Origin of the sequence: Streptomyces sclerotialus (genome assembly GCF_040907265.1) — a bacterium.
Lineage (GTDB): Bacteria > Actinomycetota > Actinomycetes > Streptomycetales > Streptomycetaceae > Streptomyces > Streptomyces sclerotialus.
This window is the reverse complement of sequence record NZ_JBFOHP010000002.1, coordinates 2,878,592-2,893,180: the sequence shown is the minus strand read 5'-3', so window position 1 is coordinate 2,893,180 and position 14,589 is coordinate 2,878,592. Positions and strand designations below refer to the sequence as shown.

The following is a 14,589-nucleotide window of genomic DNA, read 5'->3' as shown; positions in this document are numbered from 1 at the left end:
CGGGGGCCGACGACTGATGGCGATGGTGGGGTTTCGGTGCTGCGCGTCCATTTCAGTGGACCGGATCTGGCCCGCGTGCGGATCGCCGCACGCCCTGATGTGCTCTGGGAGACCGTTTTAAGTTTTCACCGACTTCGGGACCGGCAGGGTGGTACGGCGCTCAACGAATGGCGTACGGAAACCCGCTCCCGGTTGAATGGTGAAACACGCTACCTCTCCCCGCTGATACCGGCCAAGGGATATTTTCCCGATTTCCTTACGCCCCCCGAAGGGCTGCTCGGAATCGATGACGCACTCGCCGCGCTGAAGGCCACTCCGGCCCCGCGGCTGCACCGCGACCTCACCCGGCTCACCGACGGCCGGCTCGCCGACGGCCGGCCGCCCCAGCCCTGGCTGCGCGACCTCGCCCACGGCGACACCCGGCCGCTGCACCAGCTGACCGGCATCCTGCGCCGCTACCACGACGCGGCCATCGCGCCGTACTGGCCGCACGTACAGGCCCGGATCGAGGCCGACCGGGCGGCCCGCGGCCGGGCCCTGCTGGACGGCGGCGCCGACCGGCTGCTCGGGTCGCTGCCGCCCATGATGCGCTGGCGGCCGCCCGTCCTGGAGGCCGACTACCCCGTCGACCGCGACCTGTACCTGGACGGGCGGGGCCTGCTGCTGGTCCCGTCGTTCTTCTGCCGCCGCACCCCGGTCACCCTGTACGACCCGGACCTCACTCCCGTCCTGGTCTACCCCGTCGAGCACCACGCCCCGCGGCCCACGGCGGCCGCGGCGCCGGGCCGCTCGCTCGGCAAGCTCGTCGGCCGCACCCGCTCCGCGATCCTGCGGGGCATCGGCGGCGGCTGCACCACCAGCGAACTGGCCCGGCGCGCCGAGGTGTCGCTGGCCTCCGCCAGCCAGCACGCGACGGTACTGCGGGAGGCCGGGCTGCTGGTCACCCTGCGGCAGGGCAACGCGGTCCTGCACACCCTCACCCCGCTGGGCGCCGCGCTCATCCGCGGCGGCGCCCCCGCGGAGCCGTGAGCGGCCGTCAGAACGGCCGGTCGCCCGCGATGGCCACCCGCTCGGCGACCCGCCCGTGCGGCGCGTAGTCGGCCACCGCGTAGTGCTGCGTCGCCCGGTTGTCCCAGAACGCCACGTCACCCGCCTGCCAGTGGAAGCGCACCTGGAACTCCGGCACATGGGCCTGCTGGAACAACAGCCGCAGCATGCGGTCGCTCTCGTCCCGGTCCCAGCCCACGATGCGGGTGGTGAAGGAGGTGTTGACGAAGAGCATCTTGCGGCCGGTCTCCGGGTGGCGGCGGACGACCGGGTGCTCGACCGGCGGGAACTGCTCCTGGAGCGGGGCCAGTCGCTCGGCCGGGTAGAAGCGCTCGAAGCCGGGGATGAAGTCGTGCACGGCCGTGGCGCCGTCGATGCGGTCCTTCACCTCCTGCGGCAGGTTGTCGTACGCGGCGGCCATGTCGGCCCACATGGTGTCCCCGCCGAACGGCGGCACCTCGCGCAGCTGGAGCACCGCGCCCAGTGCGGGCCGCTCCCGGAAGGTCACGTCCGTGTGCCAGACGTTCTCGAAGGTGGGAGCCGTGGGGTCCTTCTTGTCGAAGCGCACCACGTCCTCGGAGTCACCGCGCGCCAGCAGCGGATTGGTCTCCAGCTCGCCCCAGTTGCGCGCGAAGTCCCGCTGCTGGGCCGAGGTGAGGTGCGCGCCGCGGAAGAAGAGCACCTTCCACTCCAGCAGCGCCCGGTTCAGCTCCGCGCGCAGGGCGTCGTCCAGCGGGCGGGAGAGGTCGAGGCCGCGGATCTCGGCGCCGATGGTGCGGGCCTGCGGGACGACCTCGAAGCGCTCGTACGGGCGCTCCTCCCAGCCGTCGGGCAGCCGGTTCAGGATGCGCTGCCCTTCGTAGAGGCCGCCGTCGGGGATGCGGTGGTCGCGCAGGACAGGGGTAGCCATGATCGTCACTGGTCCTCCTAGGGGGACAGGGAACGCGAAAGCGAGAAACACGCCCAGGGCCCGGTCAGCGGGCAGGGGCGTAGGTGATGCCGGTGCTGTGGAACGTCAGCGACAGGCGCAGGCCGGGGGAGACCCCACCCGGCCGCGGCGGCGCAGGAAGCTCAGGCCGCGGGGCGCGCACTCACCGTGGGGGCCGCAGTCCTGCGGCTCCCGCACACGGGAAGGTGTAAGCGCCATCATGTTCGCACCGTACCAGGCCAGCGCCGGGCGTCACCAGGCCCGGCTCAGTCGTCGATGCCGGTCCGCTCCACTCCGGCGACGATGTACCGCTGGAGCAGGAAGAAGACCAGGACCAGCGGCAGGATCGAGACCGCGGCCGCGAGGAACAGCTCGTGCAGGTTGACGTTCTGCGCGGTGGTGAACGTGGACAGCGCCACCTGCACCGTCCACGCCTCCCGGTCCTGGCCGATCACCAGCGGCCACAGGAAGGCGTTCCACGCCCCGATGAAGACGATCGTGCCGACCGCGGCGAACACCGGCCGCGAGTTCGGCACCACCACCCGCCAGTACGTCCGCCAGTACCCCAGCCCGTCCACCCGCGCCGCGTCCTCCAGCTCGCGCGGGAAGCCGAGGAAGTACTGCCGGAAGACGAAGCACGCGAACGCGGAGAAAAGGGTGGGGATGATCAGGCCGCGCAGGGTCGAGATCCAGCCGAGGGAAGAAACCAGGACGAAGCTGGGCACGAAGGTGACCGCCGCCGGGACCATGAGCGTGCCGAGGATCGCGTAGAACACCGCGTTCGCGTGCCGGTACGGGATGCGGGCCAGACCGTACCCGGCGAGCGAGGCGAGCAGCAGCGTGCCCAGCGTCGTGGCCACCGCGATCACCGAGGAGTTGAGCAGCGCCCGCGCCATGGGGAGGTTCGGGTCCGCGAACAGCTCGCCGACGTTGTCCCACTGGAGGGAGCGCGGGAAGAACGTCCAGTCCGGCGCCGTGATGTCGGCCTCGGTCGCCAGCCCGTTGCGCAGCAGCAGGTAGAACGGGATCAGGAACAGCAGCGCGAGGACGAGCAGCAGGGCCAGCCGCAGGGCCCGGCCCGCCCGGATGAGTGCCTGGTCCACCGGTCAGTCCTCCTTGCGGCCCAGCCCGAACCAGCGGGCCTGGACGATGGTCGCCACCGCGATGATCAGCGCGAGGATCACCGCGCCCGCGCTGCCGAGCCCGAGGTTCTGCTCGCTGCCGAGCGCGATGTAGTACAGGTAGACCAGCGGCGGCCGGGCGTACGGCGGGTAACCGCGGGAGTCGGAGAGCAGGTTGTAGAACTCGTCGAAGGCCTGGAAGGCATTGATGACGAGGAGCAGGACGACGGCCACCGAAGTCGCCCGCAGCTGCGGGAAGGTGATGTGCCGGAACGTCTGCCAGCCGGGCTTCGCGCCGTCCACCGCGGCCGCCTCGTACAGCCGGGGCGAGATCCGCTGCAGCCCGGCCAGGAAGAGGATCATGTAGAAGCCGGCCTGGAGCCAGAGCCGTACGGTGACGATGACCAGCCAGTACCACGGCGGGTCGGTCGACGACAGCCATGCCGTCTGATCGGCGCCGAACCACCCCAGCACCGTGTTGGCCAGCCCGAACCGCACCCCGTTGAAGATCGACAGCTTCCACACCAGCGAGGCGACGACGTAGCTGCACGCGGTCGGCAGGAAGAAGACCGACCGGAAGAACGCCTGCGCGATGCGCACCCGGTTCACCATCAGGGCCAGCCCCAGCGACAGCACGTACGTCGCGGGCACGATGAACGCCGAGAACAGCAGGAACGTCCCCAGGCTGCTGAGGAACGCGCCGTCGCCCAGCATCGCGAGGTAGTTGTCCAGCCCGACGAAGCGCGTCGGGGTGACGGTGTTGTGCGCGTCGAAGAAGCTGAGCCAGACGCTCCAGAGCAGCGGTACGTACGTGAACAGGGCCAGCCCGACCGCGAACGGGCCGACGAACACCCAGAACCACAGGTTGCGGTTCTGGGCGCCCAGCAGCGTGCGGATCACTTCTTCCTGACCCGGTCCAGCTCGGTGCCGGTCTTCCGTACGACCGCCGTCAGCTCCGACTCCGGGTTCGCGCCGTTCTTGATGATGCGGCTGAGCGCGTCCTGATAGGCGGTCTTCGAGGCGGTGGTCCAGAGCAGCGGTTCGGCGTAGCCGTGGTCCGTGGCGTACGCGACGGCGTCGGCCGCCGCGCCGGACCGCAGCTCCTTCGCCTTCTTGGCGAGGGAGATCCGGGCCGGGATGTGGAAGCCGTACGACAGCGCGAAGTCCCGCTGGTAGTCCGTGCGGTCGACCCACAGCCACTTCGCGAACTCCGCGGCCTCCTTCTTGTGCTTGCCGCGCGCGCTCACCGCCGAGCCGTACGCGCCGACCGGCACCGCGACCTTGCCGCCCGGGCCGTCCGCCGGAAACGGCAGCACCCCGAAGTCGTCCCCCAGCGCCTTCTTCACCTGCGGGAGCGCCCACAGCCCCGACCACTGCATGGCGGTCAGGCCCTGCGTGAAGGCGGCCGGGTCGGACCAGTCGGCGGGCGCGCCGAGGAGCAGGGACTTGTCGGCGTACAGCTCGTGGATCTTCCCGAGCGTGCGGGCCGCCGCCGGGTCGTCGAAGCCGACCTTGCCGTCCTCGGTGACGACCGAGAGGCCGGCGGCGTACAGCGGGGTGCCGCCGAGGGCGCCCGCGCCGCCGTCGTTCCCCAGGAACAGCCCCTTGACCTTGTCCTTCCGGCCCTTGGCGGTCAGCTCGCGGGCGGCGTCGACCAGTTCCTCGAGTGTGCGGGGCGGCTGCACCCCGGCGTCCTCGAGCATGCTCTTGCGGTAGTAGAGCAGCTGCATGTCGACGACCTGGGGGACGGCCCAGATCTTGTCCTGCCAGATCTTCGGCGCGAGCACGGCCTGGTTGAAGTCGTCCTTGGCGGGCGCGACCTGGTCGGTCAGGTCGACCACCTGGCCGCCGCGGATCTGGTCCAGCGTCGGGCCGTTGACCTCGAAGACGTCCGGGCCCGAGTCGGTCAGCAGGGCCGCGGCGGTCTGCCGGTCGTAGTCGCCGGGCCGCCACTGGACGGTGACGTCGGCCTTGTCGTACGCATCGGCGTACCGTTTCACCGCCTGCTCGGTGCCGGGCTCACCGTACTGGTGGTACCACTGGCTCAACGCCGGGCCCGAAGCCCCGCCGCCCCGGCCGGTGTTGGAGCCACAGGACGCCAGGGCGCCGGTGAGCGCGATACCGCCGCCGGCCGCCAACAGCCGCCGTCTGCCGAAGTCCGTCATGCCTGATGCCCCCAGCGCTCGTCGATGATCGACCCGGTGCGGCGACCACTCTGCCGCACCGGTGTGATGCACGCATGACACCCACATGAAACGCGCGGGGGATCATTCCGGACGGGGCGTACGCACCCCCGCCGCGCAGGTCACTCCAGCTCGGCCAGTACCTCCTGGGCGATGCCGAAGGCGGTGTTGGCGGCGGGGACGCCGCAGTAGACGCCGCTCTGCAGGAGTACCTCGCCGATCTCCTCGGGGGTGAGGCCGTTGCGTACCGCGGCCCGTACGTGCATGGCGAATTCGGAGTGGTGGCCGTGGGCGATCAGCGCGGTCAGCGTGATGCAGCTGCGGGTGCGGCGGTCCAGCGTGCCGCCGGTCCAGATCTCGCCCCAGGCGTACCGGGTGATGAAGTCCTGGAAGCGGGCGGTGAACCGGGTCTTCTTCGCCTCGGCCCGGTCCACGTGCAGATCACCGAGGACGGCCCGGCGGACGGCCATGCCGGCGGCGCGGCGGCCCGCGTCGTCGGCCGGTGCCTCCTCCGGCCTGGCGTCCGCGTCCGCAGCGGTCGCGAAGTGCGCGGCGAGCGCGGCGGTCACCGGCCCTGGCCGGTCCACGCCCGCGAGGTGGTAGGCGCCCGCGACCTCGGTCAGGCTCGCGCCGGGAATGCCGTCGGCGATCTCCCGGGCGTGCGCGGGCGGCGTCGCCGGGTCCTCGCGGCCCGCGACGACCAGCGTGGGCACGGTGATCCCGGCGAGCCGGTCCCGGATGTCGTACGAGGCCAGCGCCTCGCAGCAGGCGGCGTACCCGGCCGGGTCGGTGTCGAGGAGGTCCTTGATGAGGGCCTGGCCGCGCGGCGTCGCGGCGAACTCGGGCGCGAACCAGGTGCCCGGGCGGCCGGCCGCCATCGCCTCCGTGCCGTCCTCGCGGACCTGCGCGGCCCGCTCCTGCCAGGTGTCCGGGCCGCCGAAGTGGGCCGAGGAGCACACCACGGCCAGCCGGGTCAGCCGCTCGGGGTGGCCGGCCGCCAGCGTCAGGCCGATCGCGCCGCCGATGGAGATCCCGGCGTACGCGAAGGTGTCCCAGCCCTGCTTGTCGGCCAGCCCCAGCACGAGCCGGGCGAGGTCGTCCACGGCTGCCTCGGCGGGCACCAGCCCGGCCGCCGAACCGCCGTGCCCCGGCAGGTCCCAGCGCAGCACACGGTGGGTACGCGTCAGGGCGGCCAGCTGCGGCTCCCAGACGTCGAGCGAGGTGCCGAGGGACGGACCGAGGATCAGCGGCGGCGCGTCCTGCGGTCCGTCGAGTCGGTGGTGGGGGAGCTCGGCCATGGGGGACCTCCTCGGGGGAGTGACGGGTACGGGTGGGGAGCGGGTGCCCGGCGGGGCGGCTGTCAGGCGCCGGCCGCGGACGGCGGTGGCACGGGCGGGCCGGGCCGGCGCAGTGCCCGGTCGGTGAGGACGGCGGCGGAGCCGGTGTACGCGGCCGGGTCGGCCAGTGCGGTCAGCTCCTCCGGGGGCAGCGCACCGGCCACCTCCGGGTCGGCCCGCAGCACCTCGGCCAGCGTGCGGTCCTCCTCGACGGCGGTGCGGGAGGCGCGGGTCAGCGCGGCCTTGGCCGCCTGCCGCCCGAGCGCGGGCGCGAGCACGGCGGACAGCCGCTCGGCGGCCATCAGGCCCTTGGTCCGCATCAGGTTCGCGCGCATCCGGTCCGGGAAGACGCGCAGGCCGGCGGCGAGCCCGGCGGCCTGCTCGGCGGCGCCGCCGGCCAGCCGCAGCAGCTCGCGCAGCGGCTGCCACTCGGCGTGCCAGGCCCCGGCCGGGCGTTCGTCCTCGGCGGCGAGCGAGCCCAGCACGGTCCCGGCCAGGCCGGGTGCCTGCCGCGCCGCCGCGGCGAGCAGCGTCGCGCGTACCGGGTTGGCCTTGTGCGGCATCGCGGACGAGCCCCCGCCGCTGCCCTCGGCGACCTCGCCGCACTCGGTACGGGAGAGCACCAGCACATCAGCGGCGATCTTGCCGAGCGCGCCGGTGGCGAACGCGAGCGCCGACGCCAGGTCGGCGACGGGCGTGCGCAGCGTGTGCCAGGGGAGGTCCGGCTCGGCGAGCCCGGCCTCGGCCGCGTACGCGGCGATCAGCCGGGGCCCGTCCTCGGGCGTGAACGTCTCCGACAGCGCGCCGAACGCGGCCAGCGTGCCCGCGGCACCGCCCAGCTGGACCGGCAGCCGGACCGCGGCCAGCCGCTCGTACGCGTCCAGGACCAGCGTCCGCCAGCCCGCCGCCTTCAGCCCGAAGGTGGTCGGCACGGCGTGCTGGGTGAGGGTACGGCCCGGCATGACCGTGCCGCGGTGCGCGTCCGCCAGCCCGTACAGCGCGTCCGCCGTCCGGGCGAGGTCGGCCAGCACCAGGGCCACCGTCCGCGACGCGACCAGCATCGCGGCGGTGTCCCAGACGTCCTGGCTGGTGGCGCCCCGGTGGACGTACGGGGCGGCGTCCGGCGCGCTCTCCTTCACGGCCGCGGTGAGGTCCGCGACCAGCGGGATCACCGGGTTGCCGCCGGAGCGGGCGCGCAGCGCCAGGTCGCGCGCGTCGAACCGGCGCACGTCGGCCGCCGCCGTCACGGCCTCGGCCGCGGCCGCCGGGGCCTCGCCGAGCGCGGCCTGTGCCCGGGTGAGCGCGGCCTCCGCGTCCAGCATGGCCTGGAGGAACGCGGCGTCCCCGGTCGCGGCCTCGGCCGCCGAACCGGCCCGGACGGGGGCCAGCAGCCCCACGTCGTCCGGGCCGGTGGCCGGTCCCCCGGTCGGATCAGTCGAAGGCAAGGAAGACCGTCTCCTTCTCGCCCTGGAGGTGGATGTCGAAGCGGTACGTACGGTGCTTGTCCGCCTCGGCCCTGGCGAGAAGAGTCTCCCGCCGCGCGGGCTCCAGACCCGACAGCAGCGTGTCGCCGGCGGGCTCGGCGAGGTAGGCGCGGGTGAAGAGGTGGTGCAGCAGGCCGCGCGCGAAGACGCAGACCGAGACGTACGGGGCGCCGCCCGGCGGCAGCGTACGGACCGCGTAGTGCCCGTCGGCGTCGGTGGGCACCCGGCCGAAGCCGGTGAAGTCCACGCCGTTGCGGCCGTAGTGGCCGCCGGTCACCGGGTCGCGGCGGAGTGAGCCCGGTTTCCCGGCGAGCGAGCCCGCGGGGTCCGCCTGCCAGAACTCCAGCAGCGCGTCCGGTACCGGCTCACCGGCACCGTCGTACACGTACCCGTGCAGCGTGATCGTGTCCGGGTGGCCGGCGGGGGCGATCTCACCGCCGCCGGGGAAGGGCAGCGCGTACCCGTAGAACGGGCCGACGGTGTGCGACGGGGTGGGGGCGGGCGCGGGGGTGTGCTGCTCGGTCATCAGCGGCCTTCCTCGATCCAGGTGGCGGACGGGCCGTCCAGGACGATGTCCCAGCGGTAGCCCAGCGAGAACTCCGGCTGGGAGAGGTCGTGGTCGTAGGCGGCGATCAGCCGCTGCCGGGCGGACTCGTCGGTCACCGAGCGCAGGATCGGGTCGTACGGGAAGAGCGGGTCGTTCGGGAAGTACATCTGCGTCACCAGGCGCTGGGTGAACGCGTCGCCGAACAGCGAGAAGTGGATGTGGGCCGGGCGCCAGGCGTTGGTGTGGTTCCGCCAGGGGTAGGCGCCGGGCTTGATGGTGGTGAAGGAGTAGCTGCCGTCGTCGCCGGTCAGCACGCGCCCGACACCGGTGAAGTTGGGGTCCAGCGGCGCGGGGTGCTGGTCGCGCTGGTGGGCGTACCGGCCGGAGGCGTTGGCCTGCCAGATCTCGACCAGCTGGCCGCGCACGGGACGGCCGCGGCCGTCCAGCAGCCGCCCGGAGACGGTGATCCGCTCGCCGAGCGGCTCGCCGTGGTGCTGCTTGGTGAGGTCGTTGTCGAGGTCCGTGACGTCGGTGTGCCCGAAGGCGGGACCGGAGAGCTCCACGGTCTCCGGGTCGCCGTGCACCGCGACCAGCGGCTGCTTGGGGTGGCGCAGCGTGCTGGAGCGGTAGGGGGCGTAGTCCCGCGGCGGGTGGTGCGCGGCGGGCGCGCCGCCGGCCCGTGCCTTGTCGTACGCGTCCTGGAGCTCGGTGACTTCGCGGTCGATGTCGGCCTGGGTGAGTGCCATGGTGGTCTCCTACTTCTTCCCTGCGGCCTTGAGCGCCCGCAGCGCGGCCAGTTCCTCGGCGGTGGGCGGCGCGGTGGTGCCCACCTCGTCCGCGACCCGCAGCTCCCAGCCGGTGGCCTCGCGCACCTGCTCGACGGTGACACCGGGGTGCAGTTCGGTGAGGACCAGTTCGGCGGTGTCCGGGTCGGGCCGCAGCACGCCGAGGTCGGTGATGACGGCGACCGGGCCGGCGCCCGGCATGCCCAGCGCGGCCCGGTCCTTGGGCCCTGCTCCGTGGCCGAGCGTGGTGACGAAGTCCAGGGCGCGGACGAAGTTGCGGGTCGAGTGGCGCAGCACCATCAGCACCTTGCCGCAGTTGGCGGCGATCTCGGGCGCGCCGCCCGCGCCGGGGAGGCGGCCCTCCGGCTTGCCGTCGCCGCGGCTGACGACGGTGGTGTTGATGTTGGCGTACCGGTCGACCTGGGCGGCGCCGAGGAAGCCGACGTCGATCCGGCCGCCCTGGAGCCAGTAGTTGAACATCTCCGGCACCGGCACCACCGCGTCGGCGGTCTCGGCCAGTTCGCCGTCGCCGATCGAGAGCGGCAGCGCGGTCGGCTTGGAACCGATCGTGCCGGACTCGTAGATGAGGACCAGGCCCGGATTGACGGTGGCGCGGGCCAGGTTGGCGGCGGTGCTGGGCAGGCCGATGCCGACGAAGCAGGTTTTCGCGCCGGCCAGCGCGCGGGCCGCGTTGACCTCCATCAGCTCGTCGCGGGTGAACTCCGCCTCGGGGGCGTTCGCTTCGGACATCAGGCGTTCGCTCCTTCGGCCGTACGGGCTGCGGCCTCGGCGCCGCGTACGTGCGTCTCGATCCACTGCGTGAAGGCCTCGCGGTCCCGCGCGACCGGGTCCCAGGCCTGGTAGAAGGCGTTGTCGCGGACGGAGTAGCCGGTGGCGTACGAGGGGTGGGCGCCGCCGGGCACGTGGGCGACCGCGTCCAGCACCCAGGTCGGCAGGGTGATGCCGCCGGGGCGCGGCTCCAGGGTGTCCACGATCTCCTCGACGGTGACCAGCACCCGGCTCGCGGCGAGCGCGGCCTCCTTCTGCACGCCGGTCAGGCCCCACAGCTGCACGTTGCCCGCGCGGTCGGCCTGCTGGGCGTGGATGACGGTGACGTCCGGGTTCAGCGCGGCGACGGCCGCCAGCTTCTCGCCGGTGAACGGGCAGGTCACGGTGGAGACGGTGTCCGTGCGACCGGGGATGTCGCTGCCGCGGTAGCCGCGCAGCACGGCGAACGGGAGCTTGGACGCGCCCGCGACGTAACGGTTCGCCATGCCGGCGTGGCTGTGCTCGTCCAGCTCCAGGGGGCGCGGCCAGCCGTTCTCGACGGCGTCACGGAAGCGGTGCAGCGAGCCGACGCCGGGGTTGCCGCCCCAGGAGAAGATCAGCTTCTTGACCAGGCCTGCGCCGATCAGCTGGTCGTAGATGACGTCCGGCGTCATCCGGGCGAGGGTCAGGTCGGTGATGCCCTGGCGGATGATCTCGTGCGCCGCGGCGAACGGGATCAGGTGGGTGAAACCCTCCATGGCGACGGTGTCCCCGTCGTGGATGAGGTCCGCCACGGCGTCGTCGAGGCTGCGAATCTCGGCCATCATCACTCCGCGGGTGTGGGTCCAAAGAACGGTGCCGACGGTGAGCGCGCACTGCCGAAAGAAATGCTCAGTGCACTGATTAATTCGGCGATGGGCCGTAGACTTCCACCCAGTTCCTCATTCGTCAATGGGAGGCCACATGGCCGCGGTCGATCTCAGCACCCATCCCGGGCACCTGGCCCGCCGCCTGCAGCAGGCGCACTCGCTGCTGTGGGGCGCGATGGTGTCCGAGGAGACCACCTCCCCGCAGTTCGCGGTGCTCAACGCGCTGGTCGAGAAGCCCGACATCGACCAGCGGACGCTGAGCGAGCACGTGCACCTGGACCGCTCGACCATCGCCGACGTGGTCGCCCGGCTGGTCCGCCGCGGCCTCGTGGAGCGCGTACGCGACCCGCGCGACGGCCGCCGGAACGTCCTGAAACTCTCCGACGAGGGCGCCCGCCACCACCGCAAGCTCACCACGCGCACGGCCCGCATGAACCGGGTCTTCCTGGCTCCGCTGGACGAGGGCGAGCAGGAGACCCTGCTCCGCCTGATCGCCCGGGTCGCGGACGCGGCGGAGGAGCTGCGGGGCTAGCGGATCCGGCGCCGCGGACCGGGAGGGAGGAGGCGCGGGCCGGGCCGCCGCCGCAGGTCAGCCCGTGAGGGGCAGGCCGCCGCCCACCGTGCGGGCCGCCGCCGTCAGGGACGACACGAAGCGCGGCACCCGCTCGGCGGTGAAGCGCGCGGACGGGCCCCCGAAGGACAGCGCGGCGACCACCTCGCCGCCGCGCGAGCGCACCGGCACGGCCACCGAGGACAGCCCCTCCTCGTGCTCGCCATGGCTGACCGCGTACCCGGCGCGGGCCGCCTCCGCCGCCCACTCGGTGAGCGTGCGGGAGTGCTGTGCGCCGTGCGGGGAGCGGCGCGCGACCCGCTCGACCAGGGCCGCGTCCGCGCCGATCAGCAGCACCTTGGACGGCCCGCCGGCCCACAGCGGCAGCTCGTCGCCGACCCGTACGACGTGCCGCAGCGCCTGTGGGCCCTCCTCCTGGGCGATGCAGATCCGGTGCGCGTCGCGCCGTACGTACAGGTGCACCGTCTCCCGGTGCTCGGCCGCCAGCTCGCGCAGCGCGCGCCGGGCGGTGGCCGGGAGGCGCCAGCCCTGGTCCGCCAGCCGGACCCAGCGCAGGAACGTCGGGCCCGCGGTGTATCTGCCGTGCTCGTCCAGCCAGAGCAGGCCGTTCATGCGGAGCGTCTGGAGCAGGCGGAGCGCGGTGGTCTTGGGCAGTCCGCTGCCCTCGACGATCTCCCGGAGAGTCAGCGCGGGGCGCTCCTCCCCGAAGAGCCCCAGGATGTCGATGGCCCGCTGAACCGTCCGCATGCCGCCGCGCTCGCTCTCGCTCATGGCGACCAGTATGGGACGAGGTCCGCTGCGCGGACCAGGGGCAGGTGATCCTGCGATTACTCGTCAGCAACCTCTTGCAGGTAGTCAGCACACGTTCTATCGACACCGCAGCTCGGACCGAGCGGCCCGCACAGCGGACCAGCTCCGTACCGCGGACCCCGATCCGCGCAGCGGACCGGACGAAGGTGTCCCCGCATGAGTGCGACCCTGCGCCCCGCCTCGCCCCCGCCCGTCGTCCCCGACACCGCCGCCCCGCGCTCAGCCGCGCCCGCTACGGGCTGCTCGCCTGCCTCTCCGTGATCACGGCGATCAACCACCTGGACCGTACGCACCTCTCGGCCGCCCTGCCGCACATCAAGGAGGAGCTGCACCTCTCCGGCACCCAGCAGGGATACCGGACACCAGCATCCGCGCCGACCTGCGGGTCCTGCTGAGCAACCGGCCTTCGCCTGGGCGCTCGGCTGCATCGCCCTCGTCGTCCTGGTCGGCCTGCTCGCATACGCCCTGCTCATCGACAAGGTGGAGCGGGCCGAGGGCTGACCCCGGACCGGTACGACGATCGGTACCCCGTTTCTGTCGGCATCCCGGCTCGTTGGGTGAAAGAGCGGGTCCGGGTCATGGCCGCCCTGACCGCGCGAGCGACACGGCAACTGACAGGCGACGGAAAGAGCCATAGTGCTTCAGGTACCCATCGGAGACGCGGAGATCGCCCCGGGACATGTCTTCGAGTGGTCGGTGGTGACCGCGCGGATGCACGGCGCCGCCGAACCCTCCCAGCCATCCGAGACCACGACGTACAACCAGGCGAAACACTTCGCGGTGGCCCACGACACCCATGGCGACGACGACGCCGTCTCCGCCTACGTGGCCGGGTCGTTCGAGATCTCCGGGCCGGTCGACCGCGCCGCGCTGGAATCGGCACTGCTGCACTTCGTGCGCCGCCACGAAGTGCTGCGCTGCACATTCCAGCAGCTCGCCGGCGATCTGTCCTGCGACGCCCTGACCCCGGAGGACGTCGAGCTCAAATGCGTGGACGTGGGACCGGCCGGTTCCGCCGAGGAGGTCCGCGACTACCTGCACCGGTTCTTCCAGCGGGTCGACACGCTCTCCTGGCCGCTGATCATCATGGGCGCGGTGGTCCGGGACGAGTCCACCACGGTGTACTTCGCCTGCGACCACCTGGTGACCGACGGGCTGTCGACGCCGATCGCGGTGAACGACATCGCCACCGCGTACGCGGCGTACGCACGCGGCGAGGAGCCCGCCCTCCCCGAGGTGGGCAGCTACCTCGACTTCAGCCGTGCGCAGCGCGAGGACAACGCGGCCATGGACGCGGCGGACGCCCGGCTGGGCCGCTGGAAGGAGTTCATCGCGCGCGGTGACTGCTTCTTCCCGCCGTTCCCGCTGGACCTCGGTGTCGAACCGGGCCGGCTGTACCCCACGGTCAATGTGACGGAAACGCTTCTGCACGAGCGGGAGGCCGACGCGCTGGCGGCCCGGTGCGAGGCGGTCGGCGGACGGCTGTTCATGGGTGTGCTGGCCGCCGTCGGGGTATCCCTCCGCAAGGAGGGCGGGCCCGACGTCTACCGGGGCCTCATGCCGGTCAACGAACGCGGCCGGGGCGCCCACGCGCACACCATGGGCTGGTACATCAACACCATGCCCATCGAATTCCCGGTGGCCGAGGACCAGGAGTTCCCGGACGTCATGGCGGGCGTACGGGACGCCTGCGCGGAGATGCGGCGCCACGCGGACGTGCCCTTCGTCAAGGCGTGGCACCTGCTCGCCCCGCAGGACTACACCGAGCAGCGGTACTGGCCCTACGCGGTCAACTTCTTCTCCTACCTGGACTTCCGGAAGTCACCCGGTGCCGCCCACCACACGGCGCGGAACGCGAAGAAGCACCTCTGGGTCTCCCGCAGCAACGGCATCTGCTTCTGGTTCCACCGGAACGACACCGGACTGCACATGAACGCCATCCACGTCGACACCCCCCAGGCCCGGAAGACCAAGGCCGCCCTGGGCGGCACCCTCCGGCAGACGCTGGCGAACATGACGGCGGCCGGCACCTTCTGAGGACCAGTTCTGAGGACCGGCGAGGTCCGGCCGCCCCTCATCCGGACATCCCTCATCCGGACATCCCTCATGAGGAGCGGCAGTGGTGGTCCGCTCAGTGGA

Annotated in this window: 15 protein-coding genes; 4 read left to right on the top strand and 11 right to left on the bottom strand. The window is 72.6% G+C overall.

Annotation, left to right across the window (positions count from 1 at the left end; genetic code table 11):
- Window positions 1-36 precede the first annotated feature (36 nt).
- Window positions 37-1,029, top strand: coding sequence for an ArsR/SmtB family transcription factor (locus AAC944_RS12905; protein WP_078888714.1), 993 nt, complete (start codon window positions 37-39; stop codon window positions 1,027-1,029).
- Window positions 1,030-1,036: 7 nt separating this feature from the next.
- Here AAC944_RS12905 and AAC944_RS12900 read toward each other — a convergent pair whose 3' ends face one another.
- The 10 genes from AAC944_RS12900 to AAC944_RS12855 form a co-directional block, all read right to left on the bottom strand.
- Window positions 1,037-1,957: a TauD/TfdA dioxygenase family protein gene (locus tag AAC944_RS12900; RefSeq protein WP_030618477.1), complete on the bottom strand. Its 921-nt coding sequence runs from the start codon at window positions 1,955-1,957 to the stop codon at window positions 1,037-1,039.
- Between the two features lie 284 nt (window positions 1,958-2,241).
- Window positions 2,242-3,078 carry a carbohydrate ABC transporter permease gene (locus AAC944_RS12895; RefSeq protein ID WP_030618475.1) on the bottom strand — a complete coding sequence of 279 codons (837 nt, stop codon included), beginning with the start codon at window positions 3,076-3,078 and terminating at the stop codon, window positions 2,242-2,244.
- Between the two features lie 3 nt (window positions 3,079-3,081).
- Complete coding sequence (locus AAC944_RS12890) at window positions 3,082-3,996, bottom strand: carbohydrate ABC transporter permease (protein WP_030618472.1); 915 nt, start codon at window positions 3,994-3,996, stop codon at window positions 3,082-3,084.
- Complete coding sequence (locus tag AAC944_RS12885) at window positions 3,993-5,261, bottom strand: ABC transporter substrate-binding protein (protein ID WP_030618469.1); 1,269 nt, start codon at window positions 5,259-5,261, stop codon at window positions 3,993-3,995. Before AAC944_RS12885 ends, AAC944_RS12890 begins: the two co-directional genes overlap by 4 nt.
- A 140-nt stretch (window positions 5,262-5,401) precedes the next feature.
- Complete coding sequence (gene pcaDC, locus AAC944_RS12880; RefSeq protein ID WP_030618466.1) at window positions 5,402-6,577, bottom strand: bifunctional 3-oxoadipate enol-lactonase/4-carboxymuconolactone decarboxylase PcaDC; 1,176 nt, start codon at window positions 6,575-6,577, stop codon at window positions 5,402-5,404.
- 62 nt (window positions 6,578-6,639) lie between these two features.
- Window positions 6,640-8,061, bottom strand: coding sequence for a 3-carboxy-cis,cis-muconate cycloisomerase (gene pcaB / locus AAC944_RS12875; protein WP_037772637.1), 1,422 nt, complete (start codon window positions 8,059-8,061; stop codon window positions 6,640-6,642).
- Window positions 8,048-8,626 carry a protocatechuate 3,4-dioxygenase subunit alpha gene (pcaG, locus tag AAC944_RS12870; RefSeq protein ID WP_030618459.1) on the bottom strand — a complete coding sequence of 193 codons (579 nt, stop codon included), beginning with the start codon at window positions 8,624-8,626 and terminating at the stop codon, window positions 8,048-8,050. The genes pcaB and pcaG overlap by 14 nt, the downstream gene beginning before the upstream one ends.
- Window positions 8,626-9,393, bottom strand: a complete 768-nt coding sequence (gene pcaH, locus AAC944_RS12865; protein ID WP_030618455.1) for a protocatechuate 3,4-dioxygenase subunit beta — start codon at window positions 9,391-9,393, stop codon at window positions 8,626-8,628. The genes pcaG and pcaH overlap by 1 nt, the downstream gene beginning before the upstream one ends.
- Before the next feature lie 9 nt (window positions 9,394-9,402).
- Window positions 9,403-10,182 (bottom strand): CoA-transferase subunit beta, encoded by a 780-nt coding sequence (locus AAC944_RS12860; RefSeq protein ID WP_030618452.1) that lies wholly within the window; start codon window positions 10,180-10,182, stop codon window positions 9,403-9,405.
- Window positions 10,182-11,024: a CoA transferase subunit A gene (locus AAC944_RS12855; RefSeq protein WP_030618450.1), complete on the bottom strand. Its 843-nt coding sequence runs from the start codon at window positions 11,022-11,024 to the stop codon at window positions 10,182-10,184. The genes AAC944_RS12860 and AAC944_RS12855 overlap by 1 nt, the downstream gene beginning before the upstream one ends.
- Window positions 11,025-11,163: 139 nt before the next feature.
- Between AAC944_RS12855 and AAC944_RS12850 the strand changes: the two genes are divergently transcribed.
- Window positions 11,164-11,601, top strand: a complete 438-nt coding sequence (locus AAC944_RS12850; RefSeq protein ID WP_030618447.1) for a MarR family winged helix-turn-helix transcriptional regulator — start codon at window positions 11,164-11,166, stop codon at window positions 11,599-11,601.
- 57 nt (window positions 11,602-11,658) lie between these two features.
- Here the strand turns inward: AAC944_RS12850 and AAC944_RS12845 are convergent, their stop codons facing one another.
- Window positions 11,659-12,411: an IclR family transcriptional regulator gene (locus AAC944_RS12845; RefSeq protein WP_030618444.1), complete on the bottom strand. Its 753-nt coding sequence runs from the start codon at window positions 12,409-12,411 to the stop codon at window positions 11,659-11,661.
- Window positions 12,412-12,596: 185 nt separating this feature from the next.
- Here AAC944_RS12845 and AAC944_RS12840 point away from each other — a divergent pair, with 185 nt between their 5' ends.
- Both AAC944_RS12840 and AAC944_RS12835 read left to right on the top strand, forming a co-directional pair.
- A complete protein-coding gene (locus AAC944_RS12840; protein ID WP_030618443.1) occupies window positions 12,597-12,845 on the top strand; it encodes a hypothetical protein in 249 nt (82 codons plus the stop codon).
- 241 nt (window positions 12,846-13,086) lie between these two features.
- Entirely contained in the window at window positions 13,087-14,487 is a 1,401-nt protein-coding gene (locus tag AAC944_RS12835) for a condensation domain-containing protein (protein WP_030618442.1), read from the top strand.
- The last annotated feature ends 102 nt before the right edge of the window (window positions 14,488-14,589 follow it).